This window comes from Pseudidiomarina terrestris (genome assembly GCF_030466375.1).
In the GTDB taxonomy this organism is placed as follows: Bacteria; Pseudomonadota; Gammaproteobacteria; order Enterobacterales; family Alteromonadaceae; genus Pseudidiomarina; species Pseudidiomarina terrestris.
Genome location: NZ_JAGGJE010000003.1, coordinates 223,112 through 246,288, shown reverse-complemented (window position 1 = coordinate 246,288; position 23,177 = coordinate 223,112). Strand labels below are relative to the sequence as shown.

Sequence of the window (23,177 nt, the reverse complement as noted above, 5' to 3'; positions counted from 1 at the left end):
TGCTGTTTTATAGCGGAAACGATCTGCTCGACTGAAAAACGTTTTGATTTCATGACGTGGCCCTCGTAAGGTCTTTATCATGCCCAAATTCATCGTCCTTGTGGATCTTTTTCTTGGGGGACCGTCATCGTAACTTGGACATGAGTACGAGCCAGATCTACTATTTAGAAGAAGGAGGATAATATGAAGTGGTTTATTATTATTTTCATTTTTTTGACGAGTTTGGCTCATGCATCAGCAGAGGAAAAAGCCGAAGTTATGATTGTTGGCACATTCCATATGGCCAATCCGAACAAAGATCTGCACAACGTTAACGCTCAGGATGTATTGACTGAGGATGCTCAACGACAATTGAATACTATCTCAGAGCAGCTTTCTAAATTTAATCCCACGAAGGTTATGGTTGAATGGCCTAAACAGATAACGTCTGAGCGTTATGAAAGCTATCTAAAAGGCGAGCTTCCGGAATCCCGCAATGAAGTGGTTCAGCTCGGATTTCGATTGGCTAAGGACAACCAGTTACAACACGTCATTGGCATTGACTCAGATGGGAGCTTTCCCTATCAACAGCTAAAAAAGTGGGCTGAAGCGAACAATAAAACCAGTATTTTAGATGCAACGGATGAAATGGGTAAATATATAACGTCCAAAATTGAGACCATGCAAAACACTATGCACTTAAGCGAGATATTAAGTTTTACCAGCTCGCCAGACTATGCAGTATTTGGTCAAAGTTATTACTCAAAGATGTTGTTGATTGGAAAAGATAAAGAGCAGCCAGGTGCCAAGTTAGTTTCAGAGTGGGCGAGCCGCAATTACAGGATTTGTGCAAAGCTACTTCAAAACTTGGCTGACGGTGAACGCGCAATCGTATTTTATGGCTCCGGTCATCTTTATTATTTACGTCGCTGTGTGATTGACACGCCGGGCGTTTCTCTCGTTGAGGCGAGTGATTATCTGGGTAGAAGCGAATTCTAACCGCTTGACCGCCCGAAGCCATCAACCCAAGGATCTATAACCATGCGCAAAACCGACAAAAAGCTAGAGCGTGACATCGTCCGCGAGCTAACCGTTGTATGCGAAGCGGCAAAACACCGTTGCAGCGGTTTTGAATGGCTCACTCACACCGTCGACTATACGAGGTTCCCTGAAAGCTTGCGGGTGACTTTGGTGTTTAATGAAACGGTCAACGAAAAGACCATGCTGGCTGAATTTAAATCGCTGATCCCGAAGGTCCAGTTTGCGCTTGAGCCGATGGTCGGCGGCGAGCTACCTGCGGCACAAATCGAGGCCCGGCGCGAACACAGCATAAATTAATTATGACGCGGGCCTACAGGGAGCAGCCATGTGCGGTAGATTAGATATCCGCGATCATCAGCTCATGAAGTTTGTCAGGGAGCAGTTAGGAGCTCAACTTCAAAATGCAAACCAATCGTAAACTGCGGCCAACACCACAGGTTATATAGCGCCAAAACCGTTCGTCTATTTCCGATTCACCACTTAGTGTAACCGACAATGCCAATCAGAGGTCAGATAAAGTTTTTGGATCGTTCTATGGTTGTGGGGAGAGGTCACTCCCGTTAGGTAGTGTTTAACTAACGGGAAAATGGACATAATCTTTAGTTGCCAATATTGGTTTGGCATTAGATAAAATGGCGCAGAAGATTATTCCCGATCAAAGAAGCCTGCCTGCTTCGCTATTTCGATTGCTGCCACAACATGCTTAGCTTGCTTATGGGAAGGGATTGACTCCCAACCCGCTGCGGCATATGTCGCGGCCGTTAGCACAATACTGATTTGTATATCCTTAAGGTTGCCAGTATTCTTACCCCACATCCCTAATTTGAACAACAACTCAGCATCTTGCTGTATGACGCGGTTGATATTCTGACGGTCCAAAGAAGAAAGCTGATCAGTTCTGCCACTTCTCGCCCTGCCTCCCACCGTAGGTAGTGCGTCTCCCTTTCGGAATTCATCTTCCAGCGCTTTAGGAATGACGAGATCTAGCAGTTGAATTTCCTGCCAGCATTCGGACTTCTTAGCCCACTCAGTTACGTTCCGGCTGCCGGCAGTAGTTACTATGGCATCTCGCACTACAGGCATCCAGTCATTTAGAGTATTAGAGAGTGCATCGGATATATCCTGAAATTCCCAGATGCTTGTTAAATTCAGTCGGCCAACGGTCTTAAATGAAATGAGTGAAATTGTATAAGCCACCGCATTAGCACGATAACTGGAGAATTTGTGTTTACGAGCCACTTTTTCAGCTGCTTTATAAATAATCGCTTTTGCAATGAGTTGTTTGTAAAAATATTCGTCTGGTTTGAAGCCAGGACGATCTTTTGCTATGTGTGTCATAAAGTGGACGAAATTTTTTTGTGAGCCTCGAGCCACTATTTCAGGCTTTTGTTCCCAACAGTTATAAAATTTTGCCAGTTCTACTTTGGCAAACTTTTGGGTTTTGGGAGTTTGCGCATCGAATGTACGTCGTTTAGCAGCTGAATTACCAGAAATACGGTTTCGCGCAACCTCATACTGTCCCCGCGCTCGCTCGTAAAACCAGCGAGTTTGCTCTCCGGGAGCCCACGTCGTGTTGGCCAATTGCTCAATAGCGATATGGAATGGGTCGTTAGAGGCAAAATCTGCTTCATTGACTGTATTTTGCGTATTTGAAAAGCGGCTTATTTTAGGAACTAGCTCTTCTAACATACAGGCCTTAACGACTGTGATTTTAGCTTGAACCGCTAATGTTGCCAAATGGCCACAGCGCTCTATCTTTTTTGCGCGATGGATAGATGCGACAGTTTGTCCACCATTCACAATTTGTAGCCCTATAAGTTTTTTTATGACCATATCTCCATTAGCAGTGCGCTCGGTCATGATTTCCTCAGCGGTTGCCGAAATACCATTGTTATAAGCCAGAAAACGGTGGGGCGTTTTTAGGATGGTTTCACGAATACCTTTATTGACCTTACCTCGTTGTTGTAGAAATGAACGCACATTCAACTCCATCAGTCGTGAGCCATACTCGTCATATAAGGAAGCTAACATATCACCGGGAATAATCGCTAAATAGCCTTGATATTCGTCGGTATTGGAAGGCATAGAGAGGCATGTGATTCCTTTGCCAAATTTCTGCTCAAGATCAATCTCTATTGGCTCGTATTCTCGACCTGATGACACTAGTCGGTATAGCCGTTGAATATCCCAGTAACTGACGTAAACAGGTAGATCGTTCAAAGAAGTTTGAATATCATTAGTGTGTGCTAGCTGACCATCAGTCAGATAGTAGATGTGAACCTGAGTAATTAATTGGAACGCCTCCTTAATAGTGCGAATCATGATGTACTCACCCGAGGAAACTTCTAGATTTTCGTAACCCTTTTTCTCTGCATACTTATAAATCCGCGCTGCTCGGTTGACGGCTACTACGACATCTTGTTTGGTGATGGTTTCTGGAGTTTCTGAATCACGGAAGTCGGTAATAAAAAGTGAAAGACGGCCTTCTTCTTCGTCTATATCCCAAGCATTACTGATAGCCCGTGCATTACCGAGCTCTTTTTCTACAAAGCAAATATTAGCGTCGGCGGTAATACCAAACTCTCCCAGTTGATTGATAAAATACTCAGTAAAGCGATCAATCCGATAACCTTCTTTCAAAGCCTCGTTACTATCATCGTTGATTTCGGAACGAATAGCCTTGTAAAACTCTTCAAATTCTAAGTTCTCAATCACAGCATTTCCTCATGACTTCAAACGTATATTCAGCGGATCTTTCGAAAGCTTTACAGTTTTCGATAATTATTTCATAAGAAGGTTTTGTAATACCGGTTGGCAGGTCAAACTCTAATAACCTCGGGAAGCCTTCTTTTACTTCATAAAACTCCAATGCCCGAAGCGAATAAGTTCGATTGGTATAATACTCGGCATAATGGTCTCGATATTTAGCCAAGAGTAATTTCTCTTCAAAATCTAGGGATACTTCAACAGCGTGCTCGGTGATGACCTCTCGGAGGTAATTAATTAACTTTGGCAAACTGTGTTCTATGCCTTGACGAGCATCAAAAAGTATCCGAGCGAGTAGAAGAATATCTAAACCAGTATCATCGAGCTGACGAGCATTGGTAATACTTACGGTGGTGGCACTCACAGCAGCCGATGATTTTACTTCTATCGAGGCATTATCAAACTCATAGTCTTGGCTGGTTCGTTTACTGCCAGTCCAAGCTTTTACAACGCTGCTAAGCGGTACGCCTGCTTCATACAGTTTGGACATTAAGTAGAGCTCACCGTACAGCCCTGTTTGACGGGCTTCAGAGAGCAACTCAGAATTCCCAGAAAAGAATTCTTTCCACCGTTCAATTAGAATAACCATTGCTTTAACCGCATCAGTCGGACTTTGAAGTCCATCCATTTCTGCGCAAATGCGGGCTACAAAGGTAGTGAATACATCGATAGCACGCGGTTGCTGTAATTCAAGCAATAGCGTGATATCTCCACCACCAGCTTTTTGACTTGAAGACATCCTTATATTCAGACCCTGAATATGAGGTCGAGTGAAACCACCGGGGAGAAAATTTCTCTTGATTGGCCCTACTTCTAGCAACACATTATTTTGAGGAAATGAACGCGCAGCATAAAGGTTAATGGGTGAGCTGTGATCGATGCGCTTACGAACACGTTGACCTTCGTAGCCATAGTCGTTTAAAAGTTCATCGAAAACTCTTTTGATTTTCTCTTGCCGGCTAATCATCCATCTGTCCCTGGTATACGTCGTTAACTCGGTATTTGACTGGCTTATCATTTTTATTACCCGGAAAACTGATAGCAAAACCAATGTAAGGTTTCTGTGACCCGAGTGGAGTGGTGTATTCCTGATGTTTCAGCGGATAAAGTATCAACATAGCATGACTTTTATTGCGAGCAACTCTTATCTCAGGACCTCCGGGGGACTTTTTGTCACTACTTTGGATTAACTTCATAGCGTACTGATATTGATCAACTGTTAAGTCCCAAGACTCATCACTGGGGCTGACTAGCCTGCGAATACGATAAGCGTTGGGCTCGCTACTAGGTGGCTCTGAAAATACCGGGTGGTTGGCACGCGTTAGCAGACCAGTTTGGACACCAGCTAAATCTATCGTGTCCGATTCAAGCGGGCTTTTTCCCGCCAGCATCACAGACCAGTTGGTAAGGTCACCATTATCAATTTGCTTTTCAATATATTCTGCAAGTAAGGAGGTATTAACCTTGCGAACGTGCTGAGAAGGCGATACATATCCTCGTAAGAACTCCAACACGTCATCAGGTTTAATGTTTGACCAAAGGTACTTTCCTTTCGCGTCATTAGACTTATTATTTTTTCGAATTGGTCGCTGACGCTTTTCGGCGTATGCATTAACTCGCTTTAACAGCGCGGTAGTAACGTTATAATTAGACTCAACGTCCTCGAGTTCCCTCGAGAAAACGATAGTTTCTGAAATAGCTCCCTGATAACTAAGGGTTAGTTCCAAACTGTGGCGCATCTTGACTTGTGACGTGACCATCAATACTGGGTGAGATCGCACTCGCTGCCCATAATTAGCCGGCGTATCGCCCATTTCATACATCAGGACAAATTCTTTACGCAGTTCATCGCTGGCATCGGTAATATGCTGAAACCAGCTAATTAGCTCTTTCGGCGCATATAGACGGCAAACATCAATGAAACCGTCACGATAACCAAACCAACGCCCCATCTGCATTAAGGTATCGTACATTCGACTAGGGCGAGTAAAATAACTCACGGTAAGGCCTTCAAGCGTCAAGCCTCGCGAAAGCTTATCCCCACCGATTGCTATAATATTAAGGCCTTTACTTTTATGCTGGTCATAGTCCAGCACTTCTCCTGAAGAACCATTGATCCGGCGCACCTTGATTGATTGGGTAACCGCTAGAATTTTTGAGCTCACCTCGGTCCAGCTATGGCTGGGGCACTGTTCGTCAGCAATATCACCGTTAGTTTTTATAAAGTCCTTATCCCAAAGACCTTTGAGCTCGTTCAACAACTCATCTCTGGAGCCTTCCTCTCCATAAGCCAGAACACCCTTAAAGTCTCTCATTAAGTTAGCTATCTGGTTATAGACTTGCTCCTGAACATCAACGAATCGGGTAACATGGACTAGCATCGAACTGTGCTCATCCTCCTGCCCACGGAGGACTCTCACCGCGCAACCGAGGATAAATGCAAGTACTGCTTCACGTAATGATGTAGGTATAGTTTGGCTTCCCGCGAACACTGGAATATGGTTTTTATCGTGTTTCGGGGGCATCCAGCCGCTCTTCTCATCCAAAGAGCTGCTGGCCGCGTAATCGGTGATTGGCCGCGTAATGGGTATTCCAGATTGTCTAGCTTCTACATCGTTATCAGTTAAGCCAAATACTTTTTCTGGTCCGATATAATTGCTGGGTGTAGGGATTGTCGTTATAAAACTGCGTGGGAACAGGTCTTGCCCATATTTATCAGACTCTGCTTCGCTGTGGATAAAAATGTTGGCAAAGGGAGTCGCTGTATAACCAATATATGCAGACTCAGAAAAAATAAATAATATTTTTCGGATAAGACGGTTCAAGGTTGTTGGCTCATGATCCGGATCCGGATCGCCTTCTAAGTCAAAGTCCATTTTTGCGGTATCCACTGAGCCTTGGTCGGCCTCATCGTCAATTAATAGAAGAGGAACTTTACTAATACGTGGGTTACCGTTTTTATCCTTACTATTCGCTACATACTCAAGGTACTTGACCAGATTCTTGAGGACCGAAGCATTTTTTTTAATCACGAAAACCAAGGGCCGACCACCAGGGTTAATACTAAAATTATTGGCCACCTGACGATTAAAATCGCCCAGCTCAGAGCGATTGGTAATAGTATCAACGCGCAAACTCGGATCGGAACTAATTCTTCCTACGCCGACAGGTACCCGAGCTCGATCTTCTTTTGATGCAGTAATATCATAGCCTACAAACGCTTCCTCTAGGCGAATCTGAGTTTGAGTACGTAAGTTATTGTGGAAGCCTGTCAGAACAATAATTACTTTATAGCCAGCATCGGCCGCCTTGCAAATTAAGCCTGCATAGTTTGTGGTCTTCCCTGATTGCACGTGTCCAACGACCATACCTCTTCTATCCCAGGGGCCTTCAACCTTTGGATCTTGGAGGTTATTCAGAGTTTCATCGGTTACTTCATCGATTTTATCGACAACCGTTTTCGGATAATTCTTATGTTGTAGTAAATGAGTGCGATAGCGCGACCAGTAGGACCATTCAATGTCTGCTTTAGCTTTACTTAACCATGGCTCCCAACCATCTTCTTGACCATGCAAGGTGAGCGCTTCCCCAACATAGGTATGATAATCTCGCTCAAACTCTGCAATCATTATTTTATGATCAATTTTTTCTTCGGCGCCAGGTACAACTGAAATGGCCCAAAGTACTTTTTCTTTGATTAAATCAAGAGTGAGCTGGCCACCTACCTGATTTTTTACTTCCTCGATCTGACCGGTAGCAATTAACTTTACGTTGGCGTATGTACTCATTTTTTCACTCCCTGATATTTGGCTCTTATGATATCGGCGTAGGCCGTGAATCCTTCCATCTTGCAGATATATTCAATATCACTATCCGTTGCTTTTCGACTTGAGCCGACGAGGGTCGACAGCGTCGTTTCAGCCAGATCCAATACCTGCTTTTCGGCCAGCCCCCCCATTGGCTCATTGCTTCGCTCAGAATATTCTGCGATATCAAGCCAGATTTGCTGGACGGGCACGGTTTCCTCAAGCATCCGGAGTAGAACTTCAATATTTAGTTTTAACGCTCCGGCGTGCTGCAAAATATTTTTGACTAAATCGTTCTGACGGTCAATCTTGTATATTTGTGAGCCACTTCGGGTGCCTGTTTTCCATAGGCGAGTAATTTCCGAGCTTCTTGTACGCTGTCCGTATTGTCCTCTATGTGAAAAGACCTCTCTTGCTTCTTTTCTGACATGAACGGCGTAGTTCTCCAACCAGTCTGCGACAAGTGCTGGTGGCACAGCCGTAGATTTTTTCACATCTATTTGCCAAGCAGAATCCATGCTGTTTGGGATATCGACTTTGATACGAGCGAGTTTATAATGCTCTTCTTTAGTCCATCCATGACGGTGTCCACCTAAACCCAACCAAGAGCCAGCAACTAAAAGGCGCTCATTACGATATATATAAAAGCCCTGCTGGTCATTCCAACCGTTCTGACCTGCTGCTGCTTCATACTCATCGGTACTGAGTTTATCTTTATGCGGTAATACGTACCCCTTTACTTTTACAATACCGGCATGAAAAGCTTTCTTCTCCTGAGGTTGAGGAAGGGTTGCCTCTTTCAGCGACAGGAAGGGATCCCAAGGCCTTAGTTTATGCGTGTTATCATAGCCATTTATAAATATGTTAAGGCCATTTCGACGCTCCATAAAGCGGTGAAATACCATAGAAATATGCTGTGTCAGACTTTCTATACGAGCGAAAAATTTTCTACGCTGGGACTCATCTTTCACGTTTTGCTGATGACATAAGCGGTCAAGGTTTTCAAGCAAGACAATTGTGCCGTGCTCCATAGACTTTAGTCGTGTAAACCTTTCAACCGAACCGGGCCGCGCATCTTTTAAAAGTCTCCATTCATTATGCTTACCTACATAGTCCAAATCCCATCGGCTTAGATTTGGTTCCCCTCCGGTTACTTTCGAAGCAACAGTCAAGCTTCTACATTGTGAGAAAGAAGCGGTTTTCAATCCTAAGCCGAATCGACCCAAATCAGACTCTGGTCTTACATCCAAAGGGTTGCTAGATCCAGGGCGCATCGCATTAATGAGAGTTTTGTTATCCATTCCGATACCATCATCAGCAAGGGAGAGCCATGAACCATCGCCCCCCCAGTGCAGATGGATCCAGATATTATTAGCGCCAGCAGAGATACTATTATCAATAATGTCGGCAATGGCAGTATTCAGAGAATAGCCGTAGGCACGCAATGATTCGATCATTGCGGCGGCACTTGGATTTACAATATCGTAACTTTTCATAGTTAACTCTTTCGCAACAGTCGCTCTTAGGTTCATCAAATCTTTTATATGGGAGATTACATATAAAGTGGAGGGCGGTCACGTTGCCTGTTTACGAAGTCACCGCTGATTTTTTTTATTACTTTATTTTGATTGAGACCTCCACTCATAAGCATCTCATAAAGCTAAATGAGTGTAGGCTTAAGAAATATGGATGAGATACAGTAACTAAGTACGGAAAGCGAGACGCCAAAATTGAAAGGTATGATTGGCTATCACTTCTAACTTTCACCCTCATATATTTATCATTTTTTATAACACGTCAGGGGTTGGCGTGCATTCAAATATTAAAATGGAAGCAAAGAAATTTCAGAAACGCCGGAGTATACTTTCTTACCGTCTTCAAATTTTTGCGATGCTTAAATCTATTTCTTAAAAGGTCTGATTACTGATTCAGTGAATACCTTTTCCTTTATGCTATTTTTTGACTAATTAAGTAGGCTCGAGTGAATATAGTAGGAGCTCAAAATGGTGGACGTCCATTCGAAGCAAACCCGAAGTAAAAACATGCGCGCTATCAAAGGAAAGAATACTGCAATTGAGCTAAAGCTACGTAGTAGGCTTCATAGAGCGGGGCTCCGATACCGCGTTCATACAAAACAGATCCCGGGTAGACCTGACGTTTATTTTAGAGCAGCGCAAACGGCAATCTTTATCAACGGTTGTTTCTGGCATGGGCACCAGTGCCATTTATTCAGCGTTCCCAAAACGCGCACATCTTTTTGGATAAATAAAATACAGGAAAATCAAGTTCGCGATCACACGGTCATTGAAAATCTATTGCCCTGCGATATAAGGGCACTTGTAGTCTGGGAGTGCGCGCTAAAAGGTCCTGCCCGACTAGACTTGGATTACATTGTTGTGCTCATTCAACGTTTTTTGAGTCATCACAAGCCGTTAGGTATTATCAGTAGCACTGGCATGGAGCTGCATGAGAATGCCGATGAGTATAAATCTCACCTCAAAATACTAGAAAATATAAACGCTACATAATTGTCTTTGAGTGCCGGGCCTGGTATCCTGGCAACATCGAGAATGACTCAAGGATATGAGCAGCGTGGCTACTCCTATTATCGACCTTTTTGCCGGTCCTGGCGGCTTGGGGGAAGGCTTTTCTTCAACGGGCAATTTCAATATCGTGGCGTCTGCGGAAATGGATCCCATCGCCCATAAAACCTTAACGCTTCGGGCGTTTTTCAGGATTTTGCGAGAACAAGCCCCCGAACGCTTGGCCGACTACTACGCGTTCTGCAATGGTGATGCTGATACTCCTTATACTGAGCAGAGTTTGCCATACTGGGAGGAGGCCGAAGCCGAAGCGCTTTGTGTTGAGCTTGGGACCTCCGAAGGGAACAGAACCCTTGACGAAGCTATAGTCAAAAATCTTCCGAAAGATGAGCCGTGGATTCTTATTGGCGGACCACCGTGTCAGGCTTATTCTCTCGCCGGCCGTTCAAGAAATAAAGGCAAGTTAGATTACAAACCGGAAGAGGACAAGCGGCATTTCCTATATCGCGAATACTTAAGGATCATACAGGAAAATGGACCCGCTCTTTTCGTAATGGAAAACGTCAAAGGGATATTGTCATCACGGGTGAACGGCGAGCGTATATTCCACAGTATCCTTAGGGACCTTTCGGCGCCTTTTGAATTAGACAAGAATGGAGAAGCGAGCGGGCATGAATACATCATTTGCTCTCTTGTGACGGGGACATGCTTTAAGAAAGGTGATGATCCCACAAAATTGGATCCGAAAGACTTCGTGATTCAGGCGGAAGATTACGGAATTCCTCAAAAACGACATCGAGTAATTCTGCTTGGGATCCGTTCCGATCTTTTTTCTGGTTCTGTCCCGAGACTTCAGGGTCAACCGCAGGTCAATGTGAGAGACGTGATTTCGGACCTGCCTCAACTACGGAGCAGAATTTCGAGAACTGCGGATAACATAGAAGAGTGGAAAAAAACGATTCAAAGAAATGTGGGCGCGGTAGCCAGCTACATGACTAAAAAAGGCGGTGAAGCATTTAGGCCATTATCAGACTACTGCGTCAGGTCGCTTAATGCCCTTGCTGCACACAATCTGGACAACGGGAGTAACCAGCTGCAGCGTAAACTCTGGAACGTCGATAAGGTCCTTTATAAAAAATGGTTCTATGACAATAGCTTAGATGTCATATTAAACCATGAAGCGCGCAGCCACATGGAGTCAGATCTTACGCGGTACTTTTATGCATCCTGTTTCGCAGAAGTATTTGGGCGTTCACCCAAAGGGCCTGCAGATTTTTGGGTTCCTCAGTTAGCTCCCACCCACAGTAACTGGCAGTCGGGTAACTTTAGTGACAGGTTCCGAGTCCAGCTCAGTAATGAGCCGGCAACGACAATTACTAGTCACATATCTAAAGACGGGCATTATTATATTCATCCGGATCCCAAGCAATGTCGCAGCCTAACAGTCAGAGAGGCGGCTAGAATCCAGACTTTCCCAGACAATTACTTTTTTCAGGGAAACAGGACACAGCAGTATCACCAAGTTGGTAACGCTGTTCCCCCTATGCTTGCGAGGATGATTGCAGAGTCCATCTTGGAGTTGGATCTTCTAGCTAAGCGGTGATGTTTTCTAATGGGGCCTGTCAATTTGTTGAAAATCTCGTTGGTTTTCATGATTCTATTTGGCGAGGAAACGTTAGAGCCAGTAACATGAGGGGCCCCGGTCATGCGCAAAACCGACAAAAAGCTAGAGCGTGACATCGTCCGCGAGCTAACCGTTGTATGCGAAGCGGCAAAACACCGTTGCAGCGGTTTTGAATGGCTCACTCACACCGTCGACTATACGAGGTTCCCTGAAAGCTTGCGGGTGACTTTGGTGTTTAATGAAACTGTGAACGAAAAGACCATGCTAGCTGAATTCAAGTCGTTGATCCCAAAGGTCCAGTTTGCGCTTGAGCCGATTGTCGACGGCGAGCTACCTGCGGCACAAATCGAGGCCCGGCGCGAACACAGTGTAAATTAGTATCTCGCCTGGTGCGATTTGTGGCTTAGCTAATCGCTGCAGGTTGCAAATGAAAGACCCCCAGAATGGCTTTTGACCTCTGTTAAAACTCACCTAGACTTATTGCATGAGTAAAAAAGGAGGGCGTTATGGCAGGTCTGGTGAATGGCGAATGGGTAAAGGGCGATATTGCTGACAGCGAAACAAAAAGCGGTTCTTTTGAGCGCGAAGAGACTAAGTTTCGCAACTGGATCAAGCCGCCGGTCGAGTCGGGGCGCTATCAACTTTTCGTGTCCTACACCTGCCCGTGGGCTTCTCGCACGCTGATTTTCCGCAAGCTCAAAGGTCTGGAAGAGCACATTCTGCTCTCCATTGCCGAGCCAGCAATGGGCGAAGAGGGTTGGCAGTATGATAAGCCTCAGGATGCCGGACAGCATTTACCCGAGGTTCACCACCACCATCAACTTTATACTGCGACAGACCCTGACTACACCGGCAAGGTGTCAGTTCCGGTACTGTGGGATCGCAAAGAAGGGCGCATCGTCAATAACGAATCGGCCGATATCATCCGTATCCTCAACAGTGCTTTTGACGATCTCACCGGCAATGATCTGGATTTTTATCCCGAGTCGTTACGTGAGGAGATCGATGCCTGGAACGAGCTTATCTATCCGAAGCTGAACAACGGCGTTTACCGCGCCGGTTTTGCCAAAGAGCAGACCGCTTACAACGAGGCGGTGAGCGAGGTATTCGAAGCGCTGGATCGCATTGAATCGAACCTGGCCAATAATCGCTATCTTGCCGGCGTTTATCTGACCGAGGCTGACTGGCGACTTTTCGTCACCTTGGTGCGCTTTGATGCCGCCTACCATGGTGTGTTTAAGTGCAACATCCGGCGCATCGAAGATTACCCGCACCTGTCGAACTATCTGCGCGAGCTGTATCAGTGGCCAGGCGTGAACGACACGGTCAACCTTGAACATATTAAGAAGGGCTACTACTCGATCAAAGCTGTCAATCCGACCTGCATCGTGCCCATGGGTCCGGAGCTGGACTTCGAACGCGCGCATGATCGTGAACGTCTAGCCGGAAAAGGCATTTATCAAGGCACAGGTGCTCGGAAGTAAAGCGCCATTTGCCCTACATATAAACGAAAGAAGGAGAGAATTGATGCAGATCGACCTAAGTGGAAAACGTGCGATCGTGACCGGCTCTACCGGCGGAATTGGCCTTGCCATTGTCGAGGGTCTGGCGCGGGCTGGCGCTGAAGTGATCATCAATGGGCGCAAGCAGCGAACTGTAGATGCGGCCATTGAAGCCGTGAAAGAAAACGTACCCGATGCACGTCTGTCAGGCGTTGTCGCCGATCTTTCCAGTGCCGAGGGTACACAGAAGCTGATTTACGCCGTTCCCGATGTCGATATCCTCATCAACAATCTTGGCATTTATGGTGAGACTCCGTTCTTTGACCTTGAAGACGATGCCTGGGAGGAGATGTTTCAGGTGAATGTGATGAGCGGTGTACGGTTATCGCGGCACTACGCGAAGGGCATGCGCGAGCGTGGCTGGGGTCGCATTCAGTTTATCTCGAGTGAGTCGGCACTCAATATTCCCACTGCGATGATGCACTACGGCGTCAGCAAAGCGGCATTACAAGGCCTCTCGCGCGGTCTGGCCAAGGTGCTGGCGGAGACTGGCGTTACTGTTAACAGTATTCTGCCTGGCCCCACGCGCACCGAAGGCGTACAAGAAATGTTGGAGAAACAAGCTACAGAGCGCGACGTCTCCGTCGACGAGATGGAGAGCTTATTTCTGAAAGAGAATCGCCCCTCGAGCTTGATTCAGCGCCTGGCGACGCCGGAAGAGGTCGCCAACCTCAGCGTTTATACCGCTTCGTTGCAGGCCAGTGCCACCACCGGAGCCGCGCTGCGCGTCGAAGGCGGCATCGTCGAGAGCATCGGCTGACCCAAGGAGCAGTCATGTGCGGACGGCTAGACATTAACGACCACCAATTGACGCGGTTTGTCAGCGAGCAGCTGGGGCTCAACTTCACAACGCAAACCAATCATGATCTGCGGCCGACGCAGCAGGTGGAGATTGTTGCATATGAACAAGAGCTACAGCAGCTGAGTTCTTCCTGGGGCATTCAGCCACAATGGGCGAAGCGGCCGTTAATTAATGCTCAGGCAGAGACTGCCGCGACCAAGCCTACCTTCAAAGCGGCGTTCAAGCTGCATCGCTGCGTCGTTCCCTGCAGCGGTTGGTACGAATGGAAAGCCGAAGAGGGGCAGTCGAAAAAGACCAAGTACCTTTTTACCCATCCTGATGAGCAGCCCTTTTACATGGCAGGGCTTTATTTCCCAATGACCGATGGCGAAAACCGCCTGGTGACCCTAACCACAGCGCCAACGCCGCAATGCCTGGAGTACCACCACCGCATGCCACTGTTGGTGCGCCCGGATGAAGTGACGTTCTGGCTGACCAGCAATGCCGAGGCGCTCGACCCGCTGTTGCACGCTCCTCAAGATATTCCGCTGAGTATCCACAAAAGTTAATTTAAATTAACCTATAGGTGGATTTATCCGAGCGTTTTTCACCTAAGCAATTGGCGGAGGCCATTACCGCCAAGCGTACCAGCATGAAACTCAAACTTACTGATGTGGCCGAAGCGCTCACCACTCAGCGCGCAACCACTCAGCGCGCAAGAACTTGGTAAAAACTGGCTCGCGTTAAAGAGATGGGCGAGCCCATTAATGACCACCAGCTGACGCGGTTTTGTGCGGATACAAGCACCGTAAAAATCATTTTTATGCGCATAAAAAAGTAGCATTTGCTGTTTTAATGCGCATAATAATGTAAAGTTTGTCGTGTTTTCGACACAATCTACCCGCTGAGGCCGCCATGGAACGAAGTTTATTGAGCCAATTACACCAATGGAAAGCCAAACCAAATCGTAAGCCGTTGTTGATTGACGGTGCGCGTCAGACCGGCAAAACATACTTGCTGCAAGAGCTGTTTGGCAAAACCTTTGCGAGCGTGTTGCGAGTGGACTTCTTAGAATCGCCGGACATGGCACAAGCATTTGCCGACTCACTGACACCGTCAGATGTGCTTACTAATATTGAATTGCTCTCGGGCAAGACTTTCAATCCTGAAACTGACCTTCTTATTCTCGATGAAATTGGGGAGTGCGAGCGAGCGGTTACGTCGCTAAAGTATTTTGCGGAGAAAGCACCGCACATGTATGTCGCAGCCAGTGGCTCTAACATTGGCTTACTCAACAGCTTCCCCGTGGGCAAGGTTCAGCACCATAACCTACCACCACTTTCGTTTCGCGAGTTTTTGGCGGCAGCGAATGAACCCGCTTTGCTGAAGACATTCGATGCGCAGGTCAATTCCTCAGCGGCCCATGTCAAGCTGATGGAAAAGCTCACTGACTACTATTTTACGGGTGGTATGCCTGAAGCAGTGTATAAATGGTTTCAATTGGCCGACAGGAGCATTCTGGAACGTGTAGACGCGGTTCATCAAATTCAGCGTGACTTAATCGCGGGCTATTTACGCGACTTTGGTAAGTATTCAGGCAAAGTCGACGCTGGCTTAATTGAAGCGGTATTTAATGCAGTACCTTCGCAGCTTTCTGGGGTGATGGACGAATCGGTAAAGCGCTTTAAGTTTAAGCACGTGCATGAGCGTAAATCACGGTATCAGGAGCTCGAAAGCGCTATCTCCTGGTTGGAAAAATGCCGCTTGGTGATCAAAAATTATCCGATTGAAGGCAGGCCGCGTAGCCCGCTTGGCGCTTATAAAAAAGAAAATAGGGTTAAACTATTCTTAATGGACGTCGGTTTACTGAATCATATGCTGGGGGTGAGTTACCGGGAAATTAAGCAGCAAGGTTACGAATACAAAGGATATGTTGCAGAGAACTTCGTGCAGCAGGAGCTCGCCGCCTTAGGTATCGAGCCGACTTTTTCCTGGTACGATGCGCGCGCTGAGATAGAGTTTATTGCCACCGATAGAGAAGGCAATATTATTCCAATTGAGGTAAAAAGCGGCACGCGTACGAGAGCCCGTTCGTTGCAGTCCTACATTCAAAAATGTGCTCCTATCAAAACAATCAAGCTAGCCGGTACTCGAGGTTCAGGACCGCTTGAGCAAACTCATTTTGTCTATCCCCTTTATTATACCGAGCACGCAGTGCGGATTCATTTGTTGTGAGCGGGGCAAAACTCCCGGACCCATACATCGATAGTAAGCGATAACTCACTTAATGCCTCGGCGCGGTCACGGCCTTCATTGCTGGCGCGATAAAGGTGTGGCGTCATGGTCAGCAGTTTATGAATCGCTGCCTGGGTGGGCAGGGTTACCGAAAAGGTGACACGCTGCTCAGACTTGAGCTGCCAGTCATCAAGAGAGACCGGTAGTTGATATGGTTTGGTCTTAACTTCAGCATAAATAACCTGTTTGAGTTCACCCAGATGATCCGCTGCGGGGTCGACCATCACCAATCGGCCGCCTGGCTTCAGTACGCGTTGAAATTCGCCGCTGACCGGAAAGCCAAACACACACAAAAGCGCATCAATGCTGTTCGCCGCGACTGGGATCTGGCTATTGGAGGCAACCAGCCAGGTGGCGCGCTTGTCTTGTTTGGCTGCTGCCAGCGTGGCCCACTTGGAGATATCGAGAGCAGCAACCTCAAGCTCACAGCCAGAGTGCTCTGCAGCATCCAGCAACTGCCGCAAATAGTAGCCTTCGCCACAACCGGCATCCAACACTGTCATAGCTCTGGAACGTAACACTGTGGCCGCGAGTGCATCCGCCAACGGCTGATAAAATCCGCCAGCCAGGAAATCTGCCCGCGCCTGCACCATGGTTTTGCTGTCGCCCGGGTCTTTCGAGCGCTTATTCTGCACCGGCAACAGGTTCACGTAGCCTTGTTTGGCTACATCGAAGCTATGACCGTTGCCGCAGTGCCAGGTTTTATCGGCAAGCGTCAGCGGTTTTCCATCAAGCGGACAACAGAGCTGCGCAAAAGGCTTTATCAATGAAGTAGAAGTCGTCATGCGCGTAGTTTAAGGCAGATTATCAAAAAGGTCAGGCCTTATTGCTGACGATCTCTGTTTCTGCCGGTTTGGTTGGCATCGCGCAGGCATCGTGATGAGGCAGCAACGAACGGCGGCAGCGCTGCGGCGCCAACATGAATTGCCCGATCAACTACATTAGAATTTCGTTGGGGGATTTAGTTATCTAGCAAACGTTCGAATTCGTCTGCCGGAACGGCCGGGCTGAGCAAGAAACCTTGCCCCCAGGCATTATCGCTTGATGTTGCCAGCAACAGCTGGCGTTGTTGTTCAGTTTCGATACCTTCAGCGATGGTCCGAAGATTGAGGCTTTTCGCCATCTGATGAATGATTGCGATTAGAGCTTCACTCTTGCTTTCGGGCTGACAGAGCTGGCTGACGAAACTGCGATCTATTTTTAACGTCTGAATGGACAGTTGCTGTAATCGGCTAAGAGATGAATAGCCGGTACCAAAGTCATCGATAGCCAGTTGGAAGCCTTCGTCGCGCAGAGCTCTCAGTAATAACTCGATCTCGACTGGATCTCCCATTAACGCATGCTCCGTAACCTCAAGGTGAAGCCATGAGGGATCGACATAGGGTTTAACCAAATCGGCAAAAAGACTCGCATTCCCGTTCGGATAAAGTTGATTAATGCTGAGGTTGACCGTCATGCTTAACTCGAAGCCCCGTTTATGCCAAGCCTGTAACTGGCGGGCGGCGGTTTCCAGAATCCAGTTACCTAGCGGAATGATGAGGCCTATTTCTTCTACCAGTGACATGAAACTGCCTGGCATCACTATTTCGCCGCTCTGCTGTGGCCAACGAATCAGCGCTTCGGCGGCAACGATTCGGCAAGAGTCGAGCTCGAATATGGGCTGATAGTAGAGTTCGAATTGCTCCTGCGCCAGCGCATGACGTAGCTTGGCTTCTAATGAAAAGCGTTGCTGTCGACGCGTTGAGAAATCCTCTGAAAAAAGCCGCACGCAGCCGCTTCCCTGGCGTTTTGCTTCGTACATCGCCTTGTCGGCGTTTTCGATCAGCAACGTCGGTTCGCGACCATGCTCGGGGAATAGGCTGATGCCAACACTGGCGTTTAGGCTATGCGTGTGAGCGCCGATGGTCAGTGGTTCGCTTAGGTGGGTAATAATCCGATCTGCCAGATGAAAGGCAACATCGTCCACAGCGACATTATCCTGAATGCCACTACGGGGAGCGTTGTGAATGACGACAATAAACTCGTCACCGCCTTGACGAACCACCAGGTCGGAGTCGCGAACTGCGGACTGCAGACGATGTGCTAACTGTCGCAGTACCTCGTCACCTGCGTCGTGCCCCAGGGCATCGTTGATCAACTTAAAGCCATCCAGATCGACAAAGAGAATCGCACCCACGGTCTCTCGCATTTCTGGATCGCTCAAGTTGCGCTCCAGGTAATCAATCAGGTGTCGGCGATTAGGTAGCCCGGTCAACGAGTCGGTGTATGCGAGATAGTGGATTTCGGAGGCCTGTTGCTTACGTACAATAGCGGCCCGTAACGAGTTCAGGCCGAAGACCAAATTGCCAGCCAAGCGTTCCAGTAACTGCCGTTCATTGTGGTCGAAATATTCGACTCGGTCGGAGTAGATCGTTAAACAGCCGGATGGGCCGCTTTCTGTGTTTAATGGCAGCACGATGGCGGCGGCCAGCTCGTGCTGCACGGCGCGTGCGCGTAACTCAGGTGATACTATGGTTTCGTTAAGGTCATTGACGACGTGAGTTGTGTTCGTACGAATACTGTCGGCAACAGCTTCGGTGCAGTTTGATTGCTGGCTCATACTCTGCTTCAGATCGGCGACAAAGCCCTGAGACGGGCCAGCCATGGCGCATATATTCAGTGCCAAATGACTCTGATCCTCCCAGAACCCAATCCACGCAAGGTTGTAGCCGCCTTGTTCGACAATTTTTTGGCACAGGGCAGAGGTTAACTCGTTTTCTGATTCGGAGCGCACCACAACACTGTCGCAGGCACTCAATGTCCGTAAGGCACTAACCACGCCAGCAACATGTTTTCTGGCATCATCTTGCTCTCTTACCAGCGCTTTAAGCCGAAGCAGGTTTTTGATGCGAGCTGTCAACTCTGCCTTACTGGTAGGGATCCGCAAAATATCATCGACACTGATACCCAGTTCTGATGCCACTTTCGGATGTGGGCCCTGGCGACTTTCGATGACTAAAAGTACTGGCAAAATCATAGGCCTGGCACGGCGACGAAGGTCACGGATTAAATGATAATGGCGTTGCAAAGAGACGACATCAACGATCAGCAGATCAGCCTTTTCAGCGAGTTGTTCGCCGCGCCCTGTGAGTCCGTAGCTCAGCTGAAACGATCGGCCTAGTAACTGTTCGAGTAATTCTCTGTTGGATGAACTTGCCAGAGCTATGACAATTTGGAACGTGTTCTCTTGCCGACCTGTGGGCGCTATCACTCGCTATCCTGACGACTTTTATTTATTTCGGGCGTGCCACTCAGAATACCTCGTAGTCCGTGAAAGGGTTGGCCAACTTTCAATCCTTCCGAGGAAACTTCAAATTCGCGCAGCGCCCTTTCAAAATTCCCCGCGCGTTTTTTCAACACTCCGATAGATTTACGTAGTTCACTTTCGAGCTCGATGTAGCGAAGTATGATGATATTGTCGGCGAGGTAGCTGAGTCCGAATTCGGTCACCCGGGTGTGTTGATCGGTGATAGAAAAAATCTCGTTGACCAGGATGACAGTGACGCCCATGTTGACCAAATATCGACATAAAGCATGAACACGCTGCTCCAGACCCTGACCGCGTACGGATTGTTGATAACCCGACAGGCTGTCGATCATAACCATGGTGGTGTTACATTCTTCAACCTCGTAGCGCACCCGGTCTGCAAACTCATCGGGACTATAATGGAGTGGCTCGACGGGTTCAAAATTTAAATAGCCGTCTGCGATCATGTCGCTCACCGGCAGGCTCACTTGCTCGCAGCGGGCGAAGAAAGTTGAAGAACCTTCGTCGAAGGAATAGATCACTGAACGCTCGCGGCGTTTTGCGGCCTCGCTCATTATTTGTGCACCGAGGGTCGTCTTTCCTACTCCTGTTGGGCCTGACAGTAAGGTTACCGTCCCCCGTTCAATGCCACCGTGAGTGAGTGCATCAAATTCTGGCAGGCCGGATCCCAGCAAGGTATGCTCGACTTTACGACCGTGATGGCCGGGTACAAGTCGAGGGTATAATCTAATACCAGAGTCGCTTAAGCTGAAAAAGTGAGCACCACTGGCAAATGAAGAGCCGCGCAACTTACTAATCTGACAATGGCGGCCATTTTCAGATTGTTCCAGGCTAATAACACCATCGCTTAGAAAGGGCAGAATTTCATCGTCGTCACCAGCCCCTTCCTCGGAAGTAAACAAAACCGTTGCACCCAAGGCGGTAAGTTTACGCAACAGGGACATTACTTGTTTGCGAAAGAGGAAGGTATCGGCGGCAAGATAGCGCATCTGGCTAAGTGAATCGATCACTATACGTTCTGGGCGGTGCTCTTGGGCGTGGGATAAAATACGCTCATAGACACCATTCCCCTCTACCTCCCAGCTCTCAAGAAGTGTATATGTTTCGCCGGATTCCTCCAAACTTGGGGAAAGATCAAGTACTGCCACATCGTCCATGGGTAAGCCGCAGAGCTTGGCGTTTTCGCGCAATTGCTGCTCAGATTCACCAAGTGTGATAAATAGGCTATTTGACCGAGCGCCACTGAGCAAAAAATGCAGACCAAAAGTGGTCTTGCCTGCGCCAGGTCCACCCCGGATCAGGTAAGTGCGTTCAGGGATCAATCCTCCGTGAAGGATTTCATCGAAACCAGAGATGCCAGTGCGGATTCGTCCATTATTCATGTAGGCCCTCCAACATTGAAAGCTCTAAGATTGCTAACGCACATTTAGTAGTCGCAAATGAGCTTTCCTGGTACTCGTCTTTCGTCCGAACTTAATCGCTTCTGTGGTATACTCGGTGATCGAATTATGAAGGAAGCTCGTATACTGCGGACACAACAACTCAGTTGCCGCCTCTGTTGAGGTGCTAACCGTTGTGACTCTGTGCTCTCACTCTACGGAGATAGCAGACTTTACTTTAGGAAGAGAAAATAACACCAGAGAGTTACTTTTTCAACTCCCAGGTATGAGCTTTCTCAAATAATTTATGCTTTTGGCAGTTAAGAAGGCTTTAACATGAAGAAAAATAACAGAAAGTCATCAGCAAAGAACGGTTCTCATTCAGGAGTTTTGTTTAAACTAGAGAGTGGGTTTTCGTGTCGGCTTAAGCAGGCTATAGGCAAGCGGTCCGTGCATTCGTTTGCTAAGTCTTGCGGAATTAGTGACAGCCTGATTCGGAAGTACCTCGCTGGCTCACTTCCGGGTTTGGACAAAGCATTGATTTTAGCCAGAGAGGCAGGAGTGAGTCTTGAGTGGCTTGCTACGGGTCAGGCATTACCAGAAAAGTCGGAGTCCGCGACCGATAAAAAGCTTTTAGATGTCGACTTGATGGAGGAAGTGATCGCCAAAACCCGAAGAAAATTTCGCGATCAAAATATCAGTATGACGCCGGAGGATGAGGCGAAGATAATACGCTTGATTTATGAGTTTAATTCCGAGACAACTTCGTGTTTGGACGGTGCTCCAGTCATCGACAATACCAGCGCTTTGGAGATATTCTTTTCAGAACTCGATCTTAAAAATCAGGGGGCGTCCGATTTAGAGGATAACTAAATCGTGAACTTTTATAGAGGCTTATTTGCTATAACTGCGCCAGTAGCAGCCACACCCCAAAAAAATAAAGCACAATAATCAGCACACTCTCCAGGCCTATGCCGGCCGGACCTTTGCGCTCGCGGCGCAGCAGGCCCATCATTAAAATTGCGGTCATCAGTAGTGTCAGGCAGACCCACATCAAGGTGCTGTCGGTGATGGTGTGGTAGATAGAACCCTCGCGATAGGCAATATCAGAAGCTGCCGTGAACAGGGTGTCAAAGGCATTGCCGCCGATGATGCCACCGACCGCGAGCGTCAGGGCGCCGCGGCGCACGGCCGCGATAGAGGTGACTAACTCCGGTGTCGAGGTGCTGATGGCGGTCAGTAAGATGCCCACCACCGTTTGCGTCATGCCCGTTCGTGAGGCAATCACTGTCGCCGCGGACTCGAGCAGATAACCGGCCATGCCAAGAATCACAAAAAGCACCGCAAACTCTGCGCTCAACCGTGCCATAGACGGCATCAAATCGACATCGTCGGGTTCGTCCTCACGGGTGTCATGGGTATGCTTCGGCCGCCACATAGGGGCCTCGTGCGCGTTTTGCACCATGCGCAGTCCGACCACATAAGAGATAAAAAGCAGCGGTGTGACCGGATGCACACCCCACAGCGTGACAGAAGGTAACAAGGGCGCCAGCAGTATGAACGCAAGCAGAATCATTAGCAGCGCGTTTTGCATCATGTTGGGCACAGAGGCCGCGGCATGCTCGAGATTGGCATGCCGGTAGGAGATATCCGCCAGTGCCAGGAAGAAGGTCTGCACGGCGATACCGCCCAGTGCATTACTGACCGCCAGCTCAGCGTTGCCATTCCAGGCGGCAGTGACCGACAGTACCGAGCCGCCAATCGACGTGGTTGCGCCAAGCAACACCGCGCCGGCGGCTGCCTCACCAATCCCAGTGCGGTCCGCCAGCTGGTCAACGATGCGGGTGATGCGCGTGCCCGCCACGCCAATGACCAGCGCGAGCAGCACAAATACCACAATTCCTTGGGTTAAGGTCCAGCCAGAGGGATCCAGCAACTGCACAGTTCTCCTTACCATTCACTGATGAATTGAGTATAGTCAGTCACCAGAGCGGATCAACGCCAGCCACCGTCACTTGCCTTAACTAGTGGCCCTGCTATCGTCCCTGCGTTGACATCCGCGGCCACAAGGGATATCAAAGATAAAAACCTACA

The 23,177-nt window shown here is 48.0% G+C and carries 18 protein-coding genes; 10 read left to right on the top strand and 8 right to left on the bottom strand.

All coding sequences use genetic code 11. The features are described 5' to 3' along the window. Positions 1-183: 183 nt before the first annotated feature. On the top strand, positions 184-978 hold the full coding sequence (locus tag J6J28_RS09590) for a DUF5694 domain-containing protein (protein ID WP_301721360.1): 795 nt from the start codon (positions 184-186) through the stop codon (positions 976-978). Between the two features lie 42 nt (positions 979-1,020). After that, positions 1,021-1,317 carry a hypothetical protein gene (locus J6J28_RS09585; protein ID WP_301721359.1) on the top strand — a complete coding sequence of 99 codons (297 nt, stop codon included), beginning with the start codon at positions 1,021-1,023 and terminating at the stop codon, positions 1,315-1,317. Between the two features lie 348 nt (positions 1,318-1,665). On the opposite strand, the gene J6J28_RS09580 is transcribed toward J6J28_RS09585, so the two are convergent. The 4 genes from J6J28_RS09580 to J6J28_RS09565 are packed head-to-tail and all read right to left on the bottom strand — an operon-like array spanning position 1,666 to position 9,088. Further along, positions 1,666-3,735, bottom strand: coding sequence for an AIPR family protein (locus tag J6J28_RS09580; protein ID WP_301721358.1), 2,070 nt, complete (start codon positions 3,733-3,735; stop codon positions 1,666-1,668). Continuing rightward, positions 3,728-4,753, bottom strand: coding sequence for a PD-(D/E)XK motif protein (locus J6J28_RS09575; RefSeq protein ID WP_301721356.1), 1,026 nt, complete (start codon positions 4,751-4,753; stop codon positions 3,728-3,730). Before J6J28_RS09575 ends, J6J28_RS09580 begins: the two co-directional genes overlap by 8 nt. Further along, positions 4,746-7,574 (bottom strand): Z1 domain-containing protein, encoded by a 2,829-nt coding sequence (locus J6J28_RS09570; RefSeq protein WP_301721355.1) that lies wholly within the window; start codon positions 7,572-7,574, stop codon positions 4,746-4,748. The genes J6J28_RS09575 and J6J28_RS09570 overlap by 8 nt, the downstream gene beginning before the upstream one ends. Continuing rightward, on the bottom strand, positions 7,571-9,088 hold the full coding sequence (locus tag J6J28_RS09565; RefSeq protein WP_301721354.1) for an ATP-binding protein: 1,518 nt from the start codon (positions 9,086-9,088) through the stop codon (positions 7,571-7,573). Before J6J28_RS09565 ends, J6J28_RS09570 begins: the two co-directional genes overlap by 4 nt. A 507-nt stretch (positions 9,089-9,595) precedes the next feature. Between J6J28_RS09565 and J6J28_RS12750 the strand changes: the two genes are divergently transcribed. The 7 genes from J6J28_RS12750 (at position 9,596) to J6J28_RS09535 (ending at position 16,337) form a co-directional block, all read left to right on the top strand. Beyond that, positions 9,596-10,120, top strand: coding sequence for a very short patch repair endonuclease (locus J6J28_RS12750; protein ID WP_418055177.1), 525 nt, complete (start codon positions 9,596-9,598; stop codon positions 10,118-10,120). Between the two features lie 55 nt (positions 10,121-10,175). Further along, positions 10,176-11,738, top strand: coding sequence for a DNA cytosine methyltransferase (locus J6J28_RS09560; protein ID WP_301721353.1), 1,563 nt, complete (start codon positions 10,176-10,178; stop codon positions 11,736-11,738). 102 nt (positions 11,739-11,840) lie between these two features. Beyond that, complete coding sequence (locus J6J28_RS09555) at positions 11,841-12,137, top strand: hypothetical protein (protein WP_301721352.1); 297 nt, start codon at positions 11,841-11,843, stop codon at positions 12,135-12,137. 128 nt (positions 12,138-12,265) lie between these two features. Further along, the gene (locus J6J28_RS09550) at positions 12,266-13,243 is read left to right on the top strand and encodes a glutathione S-transferase family protein (RefSeq protein ID WP_301721351.1); all 978 of its coding nucleotides are present in this window, start codon (positions 12,266-12,268) and stop codon (positions 13,241-13,243) included. 43 nt (positions 13,244-13,286) lie between these two features. Then, positions 13,287-14,081 (top strand): SDR family NAD(P)-dependent oxidoreductase, encoded by a 795-nt coding sequence (locus J6J28_RS09545; RefSeq protein WP_301721350.1) that lies wholly within the window; start codon positions 13,287-13,289, stop codon positions 14,079-14,081. A 14-nt stretch (positions 14,082-14,095) separates the two neighbouring features. Beyond that, positions 14,096-14,671, top strand: coding sequence for an SOS response-associated peptidase (locus tag J6J28_RS09540; RefSeq protein WP_301721349.1), 576 nt, complete (start codon positions 14,096-14,098; stop codon positions 14,669-14,671). A gap of 346 nt (positions 14,672-15,017) precedes the next feature. Next, positions 15,018-16,337: an ATP-binding protein gene (locus tag J6J28_RS09535; RefSeq protein WP_301721348.1), complete on the top strand. Its 1,320-nt coding sequence runs from the start codon at positions 15,018-15,020 to the stop codon at positions 16,335-16,337. Here J6J28_RS09535 and J6J28_RS09530 read toward each other — a convergent pair. The 3 genes from J6J28_RS09530 to J6J28_RS09520 all read right to left on the bottom strand — a co-directional run bounded on the left by J6J28_RS09530 (position 16,325) and on the right by J6J28_RS09520 (position 21,086). Then, positions 16,325-17,182 (bottom strand): putative RNA methyltransferase, encoded by an 858-nt coding sequence (locus J6J28_RS09530; RefSeq protein ID WP_301721347.1) that lies wholly within the window; start codon positions 17,180-17,182, stop codon positions 16,325-16,327. The two genes, J6J28_RS09535 and J6J28_RS09530, sit on opposite strands and share 13 nt — an antisense overlap. Before the next feature lie 176 nt (positions 17,183-17,358). Continuing rightward, a complete protein-coding gene (locus tag J6J28_RS09525) occupies positions 17,359-19,647 on the bottom strand; it encodes an EAL domain-containing protein (protein ID WP_301721346.1) in 2,289 nt (762 codons plus the stop codon). Continuing rightward, the gene (locus J6J28_RS09520; RefSeq protein ID WP_301721345.1) at positions 19,644-21,086 is read right to left on the bottom strand and encodes an ATPase domain-containing protein; all 1,443 of its coding nucleotides are present in this window, start codon (positions 21,084-21,086) and stop codon (positions 19,644-19,646) included. The genes J6J28_RS09525 and J6J28_RS09520 overlap by 4 nt, the downstream gene beginning before the upstream one ends. Before the next feature lie 333 nt (positions 21,087-21,419). On the opposite strand from J6J28_RS09520, the gene J6J28_RS09515 reads away from it, so the two are divergent. Then, positions 21,420-21,956: a helix-turn-helix domain-containing protein gene (locus J6J28_RS09515; RefSeq protein WP_301721344.1), complete on the top strand. Its 537-nt coding sequence runs from the start codon at positions 21,420-21,422 to the stop codon at positions 21,954-21,956. A 28-nt stretch (positions 21,957-21,984) separates the two neighbouring features. Here the strand turns inward: J6J28_RS09515 and J6J28_RS09510 are convergent, their stop codons facing one another. Then, positions 21,985-23,025: a sodium:calcium antiporter gene (locus tag J6J28_RS09510; RefSeq protein ID WP_301721343.1), complete on the bottom strand. Its 1,041-nt coding sequence runs from the start codon at positions 23,023-23,025 to the stop codon at positions 21,985-21,987. Between the last annotated feature and the right edge of the window lie 152 nt (positions 23,026-23,177).